The organism is Synechococcus sp. 'PEA 65AY6A-5F PE A' (assembly GCF_047462575.1).
Lineage (GTDB): Bacteria > Cyanobacteriota > Cyanobacteriia > Thermostichales > Thermostichaceae > Thermostichus.
Map to the genome: position 1 here is coordinate 1 of NZ_JAOALE010000036.1, position 12565 is coordinate 12565.

Here is a 12565-nt window from a genome sequence, read left to right on the forward strand (position 1 = left end):
GTTGGTTTGCTAAGTGCTGCTATTGTACCCCTTGAGCCCTTAACAGGCTGTAGCACCCTCAGGGGAGAACCTGAGTAAAGAGGTGGTTAAGAATCCCTCTCCATTAGGCCAGAGCCCGGAAAAGAGGCTAATCCCCCAACTCCGGATCCGGCCGCACCCGCACCTCCATTTGGCGCAACAGGCGCAGCGAGCTCTCCGGCCCGTCGATCATCTGCTGCTCGTTGATCCAGTAGGTGGCAATGCCCAGGTCTTCCAGAAATCGAATGTAGGGATCCGGCGGCGGCCCGTCGAAAACGGCGGCTTTCTGAACGGAGAAGCCCTGTTCGATCCAGGGGGTGAGGGCAAAGCGCTCGTAGTAAAATAATTGCCCCACCACCTCCTGGAGCGCCTCTGCGGCATCTTTGTGGTGCAGCAATTTCACCTCGGCCAAAAGCAGGTGTCCATCCGCCACCGCCAGAAAGTCAAACGTGTGCTGGTCTTCCCGCACCTCCAGCCCAGCCAGGCGGAACCAGCGGCGAAAGTGGTGCAAGATCTCGTTGTGGCGTTCGCTGCGCTCCAACTGACGGCGACGGCGGCGCTCTGCCATCAGCGGGTCTGTCCCGGCACAGGCAGGGATCCCGCTGCTGCGAAACTGGGGCGGCTCATCCGGATCCAAAACCACCTTGCCCCCAGCAGGGTGATGCAAGAGGGGGGGCATAGGAGGCAGGAGCTCGGCGGATCCCCACTCCACCTCCGGCTGCGCAGCCAGGGCGAGCAGATGGCGATTGAGAGGGTGCTCAGGGTGGGTGTCAAACAACAGCTTGAGTTGGGAGTGGCTGAACTGAAAATCCAGGCGAAACTGCTCCACCGAAAGGCTGCTGCGCCCCTTTTGCAGAGTCTCCTGGCCAAAGTAGAGCATCACCAGCAGAGGATAGATGGGCAGGGGGCGATGGGGCGGGATCAGCATGGCCCACATCGCGTCAGTCCAGTGGGGGAGCAAAATCTCCGCCTGTTTGCCCTTGCCCACCACCTGCAGCATTTTGGGGTGTCCCGCCTGCCAGCCACAGGGGTGGTCGTCGAAGCCACAGGTTTGCCGCCCCTGATCCACGCTCAAGGGGTAGCGCCCGTCGTAGAGGCGAAAAGGACAGAGATCCCGGTCTTCGGCCAGAAAACGCTCGTCCTGCCACAGATGGGCGGCCAAAGCATGACAACCAATGCCCTCCTGGCTGTTGCAAGCCTTAAGCCAGCGCCGTTCCGCCAATTTGCCGCCCACTTTGCTCGGCGCCAGGGGTTGGACAAGGCCGTTTTCCCCTTGGTTAAACAGGGGCCACACCAAGGGCTCCCCCGTCTCCGGCAGGGTGGGCAGCAGGGGGTGGACTTTGCTGTAAAACGGGTCGCAAATGCGCTGGGCCACCTGCTGCAGAGGCAGGCCATGAGGGGATCCCACCGCCGGCAGAAGAGATCCCGAGCCGGCCTGGGCGCGATGGTACTGGATGGCCAGGGCCACTTCTACTCCTATTGGACGCAGTTCCGGCGTCAACTGCCGGTAACGCTGCAGCAGCCGCGAGGCTTGCACAAACAGGTCGTAGCGCCGAACTGGGACTGCGTCAGCCATAGGGTTGCCGGAGAAATTCCTCGCCGACTTGAGCAAAAGCTGGCTATGGACGAGCTTCTCGGTCTCAAACAGGATCGAGATTGGGTTTGTTGTGTCTGCAAATGCTGACTTGCCGAGCGCAGCGGCAGGAAGGCCCGTTTCGCTTGGCACCAGGTCAGTTGTCAGTGTAGTAGAGAAACCCCGGCGCGGAAAGATTTTGCGACTTGCTCCCGCCAAAACCAGCGGCAACAGGCTAGCAGGGAACGATGCTCCGGCCCTAACTCGGTTACCGAGAGCCGGTGCGGCGGTTTCGCTTTCGGCAATCCCATACCTTTTCCGGGATCCCCGGCTGCCTGGGCTACCATAAAAAGCTGTAGGGCTTTTGCATGAAGCATCACAGGTCATGGCCAATATTCAGCGGGATCCTGAGGTCAACGGGTCGGCGGCCACCGCCCTTTCTTCACAGCCTCAGCCTTCGGCGCCCCCCTTGCCTTTGCTGGTTATGTTTCGCCTGGGCCTATTTCAGATGGGCTTGGGGATGATGTCGCTGCTGACGTTGGGGGTGCTCAACCGGGTCATGATCGACCCGGAGCTGCTGGCCATCCCGGCTACGGTGGTGGGGGGATCCCTGGCCATGCACCAGTTGGTGTCTCCAGCCCGCGTCTGGTTTGGGCAGCTTTCCGATGCCAAGCCTTTGTTGGGGACGCACCGCAGCGGCTATGTGCGCCTGGGATCGGTGTTGTTTGCCCTGTGCATCTTCTTGGCGGTGCAGGTGGTGTGGGGCTTGGGGCAGAGCTTTGCCAACAGCGGCTGGTCGCCGGCTACCTACGGCTGGATTGCTCTGGCTGCCTTGATGTTTGCTCTCTACGGGCTGTGTCTGAGCGCCTGCTCCACGCCCTTTGCGGCGCTGCTGGTGGATGTTTCCGATGAGCACAACCGCTCCCAGTTGGTGGGGATCGTCTGGTCGATGCTGATGGTGGGCATCGCCGGGGGGGCGATTGGCTCGGCGGTGCTGCTGCGCGGCCTGGATGCCGAGAACTTACAGAGCACGATCAACCGCCTTTTCATCATCATCCCTGCCGTGGTGATCCTGCTGGGGGTGATCGCCACCTGGGGGGTGGAAGAACGCTACTCTCGCTACGGATCCCGTTCCACCTTGGTGGGTCGGGAAGACCAGATCACCCTGGGCACGGCCATTAAGGTGCTCACCGCCAGCCGCCAAACCGTGATCTTCTTCGGCTTTTTGGCCCTGATGACCATGGGCCTGTTTATCCAGCAGCCGATTCTAGAGCCCTATGGCGGCGAGGTGTTCGGCATGACCGTATCCCAAAGTACCCAGCTCAACGCTTTCTGGAGCCTGGGCATTTTGGCGGGAATTGTGGTGACCGGATTTTTCATCGTGCCCAAGTTGGGCAAGCAGACCACCACCCGCCTGGGCTGCTTGCTGGTGGCCCTTTCTTTTGGCCTAACCATTGCCTCAGGGTTTACGGGCGAGCCGCGGCTGCTGCAACTGTGCATGATCCTGTTCGGCTTAGCTTCCGGGATCACCACCAACGGCGCCATCAGCTTGATGTTGGATTTGACAGCGGCTGAGACTGCCGGCACCTTTATTGGGGCTTGGGGCCTGGCCCAGGCGATGTCGCAGGCGCTTTCTACCCTCATTGGCGGCGCCTTGCTGGATTTGGGGCGGCTCCTCTTCCCCACTTCCTCGGTGCTGGCCTATGCCACCGTCTTTGGGGTGGAGGCAGGGGTGATGTTGCTGGCAGTGTATCTGCTGGGCCGGGTGAGCGTGGCCGAGTTCCGGGAAAACACCAACCGCGCCCTGACCGAGGTGCTGGCGCTGGAGCTGGAAAGCTAACGCCCTTTGGCCGGCTCGTAGTGGCGACACCCCTGGCAGGGCCCACTGGGGTTGACGGCGCAGCGCAACAGGGGCGAGCGGGCATTGAAGCGACAGGAGGGATCCCCCAGAAACTGGCCTGCTTCGGGAGGTGGGCTCACCGGGCGAATGAGGGCGCGGATGCCGCAGAGGTGATACTTGCCCTGCCGCAATTGGTAGGAATGACGCTTTTCCAAAATTAGGTAGTGCTGCTCGGCCAGTTGGATGTAGGTACCCGGATGGGGGCTGCTCTCCCAGGGGCATTCCTCCACCACCTCTCCCGAATCCGCATCGATCCACTGAATGGGCAAGGCCGGGTTGACAGAAGACATAAGGTGCCAGGGAGGCCAGCCTGGAGAACAGACCGGCAAACAATAGGATGGACGCGGTTTTGCCTGTACTCGCTCTATTTAGTGTAGAGGATTTTCCTTGGGCGGGCCGCCAATTGGGGGGGAGGGTTGAGTCCTAGGTTCTCGCGCCTGATCTAGATCTCCTTCTTCCAAAGGGAGGTCACCTCCATCTCTCCCGCCTCGAGTAGCCAGAAACCTCATCTCTTGCCGAGGGGGTTACCTTAGACCCTGTTTTCTCACTGTGGCATGATGGGTCAGAAGCAAAAATTGGTAGCCTGGCCGAGGATAGGCCACGGGTGAGCCACATCTGCCTGGAGCGACCGGAGTCCTTATGGTAGGGCAAACCTTGGCTGGCCGCTATCAGATCCTAGAAGAACTGGGATCCAGCGGGCAAACCTACCTGGCCCAAGATGGCCATTGCCCCGAACAGAGCTGGGTGGTGATCAGGCGTTGGCAACCTCGCTCTCCCAAGGGGGAAGAGCCCTCTGCTGCCCGGCAGCGATTTCAACAGGCAATGGCGCTGCGGGAACGCCTGGGATCCCATGACGCTATCCCGCGCCTGCTGGCCTATTTTGAGGAGGAAGGGGGCTTTTACTGGGTGGAAGAGTGGATCCAGGGGCAGACACTGGAACAGGCCCTGCGCCAGACCACGGAGCAAGGGCAGCTTTGGTCAGAGGTGGAGGTGCGGGCCTTTTTGCAAGATGTGTTGCAGACTCTAGCCTTTCTGCAGGGTGAGGGGGTGAGCCACGGCAATTTGCGGCCCTCTTGCTTGCTCTGCCGACAGTCCGATGGCCGTTGGATGGTATTGGGCTTGGGCCAAGCTATGGCCTCTGCCGGTTCTGGATTGGAGGCTTCCTCTGCTGGCGGCGACCTCGATGCCTTGGGCCTCCTCGCCTTGCAAGCCCTCTCAGGGATCCCGACCCACAAGCTGTTTCGCGATCCGTTGACGGGAGAGCTGCGCTGGCACGATCTGGCTCCTACCAGCGCTCCTTTCGCTGCTTTTTTGGATGGCCTGGTGGGTTGCGACCCGCGGCAGCGCTTTGCTTCGGCAGCGGCAGCTCTGGCTGCCTTGCAGGCTTTGTCTCTGGCAGAAGGTGTCTCTCCCGGCGCTGAGATCTTGCCCGACCCTGTTGCCGTCGATCCCTGGCAGGAGCCGACTACGCCGCCGCGCTCTCCCGTATCGTTGCGGGCGCGTTTCTGGATCCCACCGCTTTGGGCGGGGAGCAGCCTGGCGGCTTTGCTGGTTTTGTTCGGAGTTGCTGCCTGGCAACTGGCGGCCAACCTTAGCCGGTGGGGAGAGAAGGCAGTTGTGCCTAGGGACTCTGTCCCGCCCGCGGGAACAATGGCAAATTTGGGATCCGCTGGGCCCAACAGCTTCAGCTTCACAGAGCAGCCGCCCAATCCCTCCAAGACTGGAAGCCCTGCCCTCGACTTGGCAGATTGGGCCAAGTCCTTACGGCTCAAGGCCAAGCTGGAAGGTCCCGCCGCCATCACCGCCCTGGCCATCAGCCCGGATGGAAATCTCCTGGTTGCCGGGGGGGATGACGGCGTCATCCGCTTTTGGGATCCCCAGGCCGGCCAACTACTGCAGAGCTGGACAGGCCACGAAGGCTCGATTGAGACGCTGGCCATCAGCCCGGATGGCACCTTTTTGGTGAGTGGAGGGGCAGACAAGACGGTGCGGGTCTGGGATCTGGCTGCTCTAGGGGATCCCGCCCTGCGGTCGGGGGAGGGGGTGCCACGGCTGCAATTGCAAGGACACACCGACTTGATCAACAGCGTCGCCATCAGCCCCGATGGCCGTTGGATCGCCAGCGGCAGCGCCGACCGCACCATCCGCCTTTGGCAAGCCGAGGACGGCCAGTTGGTGCGCACCATCGACAGCGCCGCCTACCCGGTTACCCAAGGGGCAGGCATTACGGCAGTGGCCTTTGCTCCCTCTGGGTTGGCGGAAGAAGGGAGCTCGCCCTGGATCCTGGTGGCTGCCAATGGGAATCCCGCCGTCTATCTCTGGGATCCCAGGAGTGGAGCGTTGCTGAAAACCCTCGAAGCCGACTACCCCATCGAGCAGGTGCTCCTCAGCCCCGATGGCCGCCACTTGCTCGCCGCCAGCGCTTCCGGCATCTGGATCTGGAACGTGGGCACGGGATCCCGGGAGCGCACCCTGCCCCAGCCCTTATCCGGCTTGGCCACCCTTGCCCTCAGCCCCGATGGTCGCTTGCTGGCCAGCAGCACCGATCACCGCGCCCAGCAGATCAAACTCTGGGATCTGCGCAGCGGCAAAGAGTTGCGCACTCTGGGCGGCCAGACCTGGATGGTGAGCGCTCTGCTGTTCGGCCCCGATGGTCAGACCCTTCTCAGCGGCGGCGCCGATGGCGCCATTCGCATCTGGGGGCCAGAACATCCCGCCTCTGAAGCGGAGAAGGGGACTCAGCCTTGAGGAATCAAGCCAGGTAGAATACTCGACGGAGGAGGGATCCCGGCAGAGCATGGGCAGAGTAGTCATTATCGGGGCGGGGCTGGCCGGCTTGACCTGCGCCAAGGTGCTGGCCCAAGCGGGCCAAAGGGATGTTCTGGTCCTAGAGAAAAGCGACAGCCCCGGCGGGCGGGTGCGCACCGACGCGGTGGAAGACTTTCGTTTGGATCGCGGCTTTCAGGTGCTGTTTACGGCCTATCCCCAGGTGCGGCGGCATCTGGATCTGAGCCAGCTCGATCCCCGCCCCTACCGTCCGGGAGCCATGTTGGCCCAACCCGGTCGCTGCTGGCTGTTGGGGGATCCCCTACGGGATCTGTCCAGTATCTTTCCTTCCCTGCTCAACCCCTTGGCCAGCTTTGGCGACAAGCTCAAGGTGCTGCAGTTGCGGGCAGAGCTGGCGCGGCGCACCCCGGAGCAGGTTTTCCAAGAAGGACTGGGGGGATCCGATTGTTCGGTGCGGGAGTTTCTGGAAAGGTACGGGTTCTCCGCCAAGATCTGCCAGCACTTTTTCTACCCCTTTTTCCGCGGCATTCTTTTGGATCCGGAGCTGGCCAGCAGCGCCCGCCTCTTGGCCTTCTATTTCAAGATGATGGCCGAGGGAGCCATCGTCACCCCGGCCTTGGGTATGGGAGAACTGGCCCGCCAACTGGCCGGCCACCTTGCCCCAGAGCAGATCCGCTACCAAACCCCGGTGGAGCGCATCCTGGTCCAAGAGGGAAAAGTGCGCGGGATCCGCACCGCCGACGGCGAGGAGATCCCTGCCGAGTGGGTGGTCTGCGCCACCGATGCTCCTCAAGCGCGGGCCTGGCAAGCGGAGCTGTGCCCTCAGGCCCCCACCCCCATTCCCACTCCAGGGCGAGCGGTGACCTGCCTCTACTTCTGCGCTCCCTTTTCCCTCACTCGTGGTGGCTATTTGCACCTCAACGCCACCGGCCAGGGCTGGATCAACCATTGGGTTCAGCTCACCCACATCAGCCCGGCACTGGCTCCCCCCGGCCAACACCTGTACTCTGTGGTGGTGCTGGGGGATCCCCCCTTAGGTGACGAGGAGCTGGCCCAAGCCTGCCGAGCCGAGCTGCAAGCTTACTTCCCGAAAGCTCCCCTAGAGCAATTTCGCCTGTTGCGGGTATACCGGATCCCTTTTGCCCAATTTGTGCAGCCGCCGGGGTTCCAGCAGCACCTGCCATCCACCTGCAGCGGTCTCCAGGGCCTCCTCTGGGCGGGGGAATACACCCACCAGAGCAGCATCGAGGGGGCTCTCCGCAGCGGCGAGCAGGCAGCGGCGTGGATTCTCCAAAAATCCGCCTAGATCTGTACAAAGCAATACAGACTTTCTTAAGCCTATTCCCAGCAACAAAGCCGGGATCCCGTGGTATGAAGGGGGTGGACTTGGTCGCCCACGAGGATCCCTCCGCCATGCAAAACGCCACCCTTAGCCCAATCCCGCTCCTGCGGCGGTCGTTTGAGTTGGTAGGTCCCATCTACTGGCCGCTGCTGATCCTGGCCTCTCCAGGCTTTATTCTGGCCATCGTCACGGAGCTGACCCCACTTCTCGGGGGGATCCTCCAACGGGCCTATGGCATTGTTGTTGCACCGATCCTAGGCGGAGCAGCCTTGTGGCTGGTGGATCAGCACCTGAAGCGGCAAGCTCCCCTGCTGGGCAACAGCCTCAACCGAGCTGTCTCGAAGGCAGTGCCTCTAGTTCTGAGCACCCTCTTAGCAGCACTCCTCTCTTGCCTTGCCTCCATCTTTCTGATCATTCCAGGCATTTATGTAGGGGTTAAGCTGGCCCTCACACCTTGTGCCATTGCTCTAGAAAATCAAGGAACTACAGGAGGGCTGCGCTACAGTTGGAATCTCGTCAAAGGTCGTTGGTGGGGCGTGTTTTGGGCCCTTCTGGTCCTGGGCTTGATTCTTGGTTTTGCGGGTGTATTGATAGTTGGATTTGTCATAGTTGTGGCTGATGTTGGCGACTTTGGGGTGAGAATGGTTGCGGCTGCTGCTGCCACAGCCGTTGTGCCCATCTTCTGGGTCTATGTGGTTCTCCTGTTCCGATCCCTGCAACGATTGAAGGGGCAGGCGGCCTCCTAGTTTCCGCTTTTGCCCCCATTGGGGATAGCAAAAAGGGTGCTCCCCGTGCCTAGCTTTGAGATGAGAAGGGATCCCTTTTTGGGATTTCGGCTCAACCCAAGATGTCCTAGGTGAGATCCCGTGGTATGAAGGGGGTGGACTGGGCTGCCCACGAGGATCCCTCTGCCATGCAAAGCGCCACCCTTAGCCCGATTCTGCTCTTGCGGCGGTCGTTTGAGTTGGTAGGTCCCATCTACTGGCCGCTGCTGATCCTGACCTCTTCTAGCCATATCGCGTTCTTCGTTGTAGGTCTGACCTCACCTTCCCTCGGGATGATCCTCTCCTTGCTCCTCCTGGCCTATGTCCTAGTCGGCGCGCCCATCTTGACAGGAGCAGCCTTTTGGCTGGTGGATCAGCACTTGAAGCAGCGAACTCCCTTGCTGGGCAATAGCTTGGATCAGGCTTTCTCTAAGGCAGTGCCTCTGATATTCGGCAGCCTCCTGGTGAATCTGATTTCCTCACTAGGGATGCAGCTGTTTGTGTTTCCCGGCATCTATTGCCGGGTAAGGCTAGCTTTCACCCTCTGCGCAATTGCCCTGGAGGACAAGGGTGCCACAGAAGGGTTGGTCTACAGTTGGAACCTGGTCAGGGGCCGTTGGTGGGGGGTGTTTTGGGCATTCCTGGTCGTGGTTTTGATCTTCGGCATCTCAATCCTGCTTTTGCCTTTTGTTGTGGCGATCTTGGGAGCTACCCTAGCTGCAGTTGTAACTGGGGGTAATACCGACATCATAGGACTTGCGCTTCTGGTTTGGGCGCCTGTGGTAGCTCTCTTAGCAGTTGTGGTCGGGTTTACCGCTTTCACGGCAGTCACGCCTATCTTCAATGTCTACACGGTGCTCCTGTTCCGATCCCTGCAGCAGCTGCAAGCGCAAGCAGCGTAGTTTGGCTTGCCCTCACCCCCAATCCTTCCCCCCTGGCGAGAGGGAAGTTGCAGTTGGCCTAGGGAGAAGGGCGCTCCAGGATCCCTCCCCCCAGCAGGAGATCCCCGTGGTACCAGACGGCGGCCTGGCCGGGGGTGACGCCAAATTGCGGCTCGGCAAACCGTAGCTTGACCCGCTCCGGCGATTCCGGGATCAAGGTGGCCGGCACGGCGGGGGTACGGTAGCGCACCTGCACTTCTACCGCTAAGGGCTCGTCCGGCGCAGGGGTCGAGACCCAGTTCACCTGCCGCACCCAGGCCTCGGCTTGGGTGGCTTCTTCCCGTTCCCCCACCACCACGCGGTTCATGGCCGCATCGATGCGCACTACATAGAGCGGGCGGGAAGAGGCAATGCCCAGCCCCTTGCGCTGGCCAACAGTGTAGTGGTGAATGCCCTGATGGGATCCCAGCACGCGCCCCTGGGTATCGACAATTTCCCCCGGCCTTTGACCCAGGTGCTGATCCAAAAAGTTGCGCATCGAGCCGTAGGTCTCGATCAAGCACAGATCCTGGCTTTCGGGCTTATTTGCCGTAACCAAGCCGTAGCGCGCGGCAATCTGGCGGGTTTGGGCCTTGGTGTAGTTGCCCAAGGGGAAGAGGCTGTGGGCCAGGTGCTCTTGGCTGAGGTCGTAGAGAAAATAAGACTGATCCTTCTGCCGATCCACCGCCCGCAGCAGTTGATATCGCCCCAGCTCGCTGTTGAAACGTACCCGCGCGTAGTGGCCGGTGGCAATCTGAGAGATGCCCAGGGTCTCGCGGGCATAGGTTAGCAAGGGACCAAACTTCACCAGCTTGTTGCATTGCGAGCAGGGCAGCGGTGTGATCCCGTCCGCATAGCCGGCCACCAGGTAATCGACAATGTTGGCTTGGAACAGCTCGCGGCTATCCACAATATGGTGGGGGATCCCCAATTGCTCACAGATGGCGGCGGCGTCCACCAGGCCGTCGGTGCAGCACTGGCCTTTCCCCCGCATCAGCCAGAGAGTCACTCCCTCCACGGCATAGCCCTGTTCGTGGAGAATGGCCGCCACCGTGGAGCTGTCTACCCCCCCAGAGAGAGCCGCCACAATGCGAGGCCGAGAGGGGGAGCCGGCTATTTCTGGAGCAACGAGAGGATAGGGGCTGGTAGCCATCGCAGAGCAGAGGATCAGGAAAACCAAAGGCCGGCAAATCCTCGACGGAGCCCTCCGAGAACCCCGTCCCTACATCAGGCCGAACCCAGATCTTCAGCTTAGCTTGCTTCTGAATCGGCTGGCCGGGATCCCGGTTCCGGGAAGCCCCTTTGGCGCAGCCGCCGCAGCGAATCCAAAGCCGCCGCGGCAACGCTATCGTGGGGATCTTTGGCCAGATAGTTGAGGGCGGAAACGCTCTTGGGCGAAGGCAGATTTCCCAAGGCCTGGGCCAGCCGCTGCCGCACCAGCCAATCTTCCGACTGGGCAAACCGCAGGATGTGATCCAACGCCCGCAGATCCCCCAGTTCTCCCAGAGCAGCAATGGCCGCCTGCTGCAGCAGCTCTTCCGGCCCCTCCAACGCCCGCAGCAATACGTCGTAGGCTCGGGGATCCTTCAGGTTGCCCAGGGCCACGGCGGCGCTGAAGCGCACCAGCCACTCCACATCTTCATAAAAAGCACGCACCAGCGCCTCAAAAGCCCGCGGATCTTCCAAGTAGCCCAGGGCGCCTGCCGCATCGGCGCGAATGCCGTAGTCCGGGTCTTGGGTGAGAATCTCCAGCAGCTTGGGCAAACAGGCGTCCGTCTGCTTGATCCCCAAGGCAAACACGGCAAAAGAGCGCACCTGCAGGTTTTCGTCGTCGATGACCTGCAAAATCAGCGGCACCGCCTGCTCTGCTGGCACATCCCGCAATTGCGCCAAGGCCACCATGCGATCCGCAGGGCGCGGGCTGCGCAGCCGCTCGGCAATCTCCTCCAGACGAGCGGGGTTGACAGGATCCAAAGCAGAGACAGTCATGTCGTTAACAAATTTTTACAGTCTCTCTTCATTATGGCAAATTGGGCTGCGCTCAGATAGGGGCCGGCTTTGCCTACGCCGGTCGGGATCTCTATTGACAGGGGCTGAGGCTTTGATTGGAAATCCTAGCATTGTTGTCGAAAAAAGCAGCTCGATTGAGCCCCATCCCCAAGATTTCGGCTATTTTGGTGATGCGAGGCTCTCTCCCGGTGGTCTCTATGCTGAAATCTCTACCTGCTCGCCAACTGTTCTCACTTGGGATCCTCTTGTTGTCGGCAGGGGGCCTGGTCTGCTTGTCCCCTCGTTTGTCTTCTGCGTTGGCCAACGAACAAGCGGTTCCCGAAGCGGAGCTGGCGCTGCAGCCCCTCTTGCCCCCGGGATCCCGCATCCTCCGCTCCCGTCGGCTGAGCGACACAGAAGCCGAGATCTGGGTGGAGTCGCGCGGCGGCAGCAGCCCTGTAGTTATGCGGCTCAACGCCTCAGGCCGTTGGGAACAGGATATGAACGCTACTCTGGCCCGCGGAGCCAGCCAGATGCAGGCTCTTGCCCGGCAACAAACGGCGAGCCTGCCTCCAGGTTTTGGCCAGACTGCCCCCGACCAACCTCCGCCCCCGCTTGTGCCCTCCCTCTTGCAAACCACTCAAGCCGCCTCCAGCCTGATCCCACCGGTGGATCGGGAGCAGGAAACCCAGCGGGCCTTGAGTGGGGCGGGACGGGCGGATCCCTTTGTGCCCCAAAACGTGCGTGCTCCTGAACCGCAGATTGTCCTGCCGCCCCTGCCTCCACCTCCGGTTTTGCCCCCTCCTGGCGACGGCAATGGAGCGCCTGTAGCCGTGGCTACCCCGATCCCAACGCCTACCCCCGACCCGGCTGCCTTTGCCCGCAGTGTACAGGTTTCCGGGATGATACAGATTGGTGGCGAATCCTTTGCTTTGGTTTCCGGCCCAGGCGTCATTCCTTCTGTGGTGCAGGCCGGGCAAAACTACCAAACTGCCAGGGTGGCCGGAGTGTCGGTGCCGGAGCGACGGGTTGTGCTCTCGGAAGGAGGCGAGACCGTCGTGAAGACAATGCAAGACACCACTGTGATCGTGGGTGCGCCCTAGCCGTGGCTATTCCAGAACACAACGAGACACCAGAGAGACTGGCGGTTTGATGCAGTCTCCTGTCTTTGGGCAAGGGATTTTTCCAAGGTCAAGTCTAACTCCCCTCTCCCTCTGGGAAAGGGGCTGGGGGTGAGGGGGGACTCCCTCTGGGAGAGGGGCTGGGGGTGAG

The 12565-nt window shown here is 61.3% G+C and carries 10 protein-coding genes; 6 read left to right on the forward strand and 4 right to left on the reverse strand.

The features are described 5' to 3' along the window. Window positions 1-127 precede the first annotated feature (127 nt). A complete protein-coding gene (locus GG26_RS11170) occupies window positions 128-1594 on the reverse strand; it encodes a hypothetical protein (RefSeq protein WP_011428963.1) in 1467 nt (488 codons plus the stop codon). 382 nt (window positions 1595-1976) lie between these two features. Between GG26_RS11170 and GG26_RS11175 the strand changes: the two genes are divergently transcribed. Then, window positions 1977-3431: a BCD family MFS transporter gene (locus tag GG26_RS11175; RefSeq protein WP_414390615.1), complete on the forward strand. Its 1455-nt coding sequence runs from the start codon at window positions 1977-1979 to the stop codon at window positions 3429-3431. On the opposite strand, the gene GG26_RS11180 is transcribed toward GG26_RS11175, so the two are convergent. Further along, window positions 3428-3781: a DUF6464 family protein gene (locus tag GG26_RS11180; protein ID WP_071813485.1), complete on the reverse strand. Its 354-nt coding sequence runs from the start codon at window positions 3779-3781 to the stop codon at window positions 3428-3430. The two genes, GG26_RS11175 and GG26_RS11180, sit on opposite strands and share 4 nt — an antisense overlap. A 349-nt stretch (window positions 3782-4130) precedes the next feature. Between GG26_RS11180 and GG26_RS11185 the strand changes: the two genes are divergently transcribed. From GG26_RS11185 to GG26_RS11200, 4 genes are all read left to right on the forward strand, one after another. After that, on the forward strand, window positions 4131-6239 hold the full coding sequence (locus GG26_RS11185; RefSeq protein WP_011428966.1) for a WD40 repeat domain-containing serine/threonine-protein kinase: 2109 nt from the start codon (window positions 4131-4133) through the stop codon (window positions 6237-6239). Window positions 6240-6288: 49 nt separating this feature from the next. Beyond that, window positions 6289-7584, forward strand: a complete 1296-nt coding sequence (locus tag GG26_RS11190; RefSeq protein WP_414390618.1) for an FAD-dependent oxidoreductase — start codon at window positions 6289-6291, stop codon at window positions 7582-7584. Window positions 7585-7649: 65 nt separating this feature from the next. Next, entirely contained in the window at window positions 7650-8366 is a 717-nt protein-coding gene (locus GG26_RS11195) for a hypothetical protein (RefSeq protein WP_414390620.1), read from the forward strand. Window positions 8367-8491: 125 nt separating this feature from the next. Beyond that, window positions 8492-9286, forward strand: a complete 795-nt coding sequence (locus GG26_RS11200; protein ID WP_414390623.1) for a glycerophosphoryl diester phosphodiesterase membrane domain-containing protein — start codon at window positions 8492-8494, stop codon at window positions 9284-9286. A gap of 58 nt (window positions 9287-9344) precedes the next feature. On the opposite strand, the gene mnmA is transcribed toward GG26_RS11200, so the two are convergent. Both mnmA and GG26_RS11210 read right to left on the reverse strand, forming a co-directional pair. Beyond that, complete coding sequence (mnmA, locus tag GG26_RS11205) at window positions 9345-10457, reverse strand: tRNA 2-thiouridine(34) synthase MnmA (RefSeq protein WP_099813289.1); 1113 nt, start codon at window positions 10455-10457, stop codon at window positions 9345-9347. Between the two features lie 98 nt (window positions 10458-10555). Further along, window positions 10556-11293 carry a HEAT repeat domain-containing protein gene (locus GG26_RS11210; RefSeq protein ID WP_099884399.1) on the reverse strand — a complete coding sequence of 246 codons (738 nt, stop codon included), beginning with the start codon at window positions 11291-11293 and terminating at the stop codon, window positions 10556-10558. A gap of 305 nt (window positions 11294-11598) precedes the next feature. Here GG26_RS11210 and GG26_RS11215 point away from each other — a divergent pair, with 305 nt between their 5' ends. Further along, on the forward strand, window positions 11599-12396 hold the full coding sequence (locus GG26_RS11215) for a hypothetical protein (protein ID WP_414390627.1): 798 nt from the start codon (window positions 11599-11601) through the stop codon (window positions 12394-12396). Window positions 12397-12565: the final 169 nt, after the last annotated feature.

Excerpts from the sequence above, each read along its gene's own strand:
- GG26_RS11210 (WP_099884399.1), bottom strand. The coding sequence starts at position 11,293 with ATGACTGTCTCTGCTTTGGATCCTGTCAACCCCGCTCGTCTGGAGGAG.
- GG26_RS11200 (WP_414390623.1), top strand. The coding sequence starts at position 8,492 with ATGAAGGGGGTGGACTGGGCTGCCCACGAGGATCCCTCTGCCATGCAA.
- GG26_RS11185 (WP_011428966.1), top strand. The coding sequence starts at position 4,131 with ATGGTAGGGCAAACCTTGGCTGGCCGCTATCAGATCCTAGAAGAACTG.
- GG26_RS11190 (WP_414390618.1), top strand. The coding sequence starts at position 6,289 with ATGGGCAGAGTAGTCATTATCGGGGCGGGGCTGGCCGGCTTGACCTGC.
- GG26_RS11195 (WP_414390620.1), top strand. The coding sequence starts at position 7,650 with ATGAAGGGGGTGGACTTGGTCGCCCACGAGGATCCCTCCGCCATGCAA.
- mnmA (WP_099813289.1), bottom strand. The coding sequence starts at position 10,457 with ATGGCTACCAGCCCCTATCCTCTCGTTGCTCCAGAAATAGCCGGCTCC.
- GG26_RS11175 (WP_414390615.1), top strand. The coding sequence starts at position 1,977 with ATGGCCAATATTCAGCGGGATCCTGAGGTCAACGGGTCGGCGGCCACC.
- GG26_RS11170 (WP_011428963.1), bottom strand. The coding sequence starts at position 1,594 with ATGGCTGACGCAGTCCCAGTTCGGCGCTACGACCTGTTTGTGCAAGCC.
- GG26_RS11180 (WP_071813485.1), bottom strand. The coding sequence starts at position 3,781 with ATGTCTTCTGTCAACCCGGCCTTGCCCATTCAGTGGATCGATGCGGAT.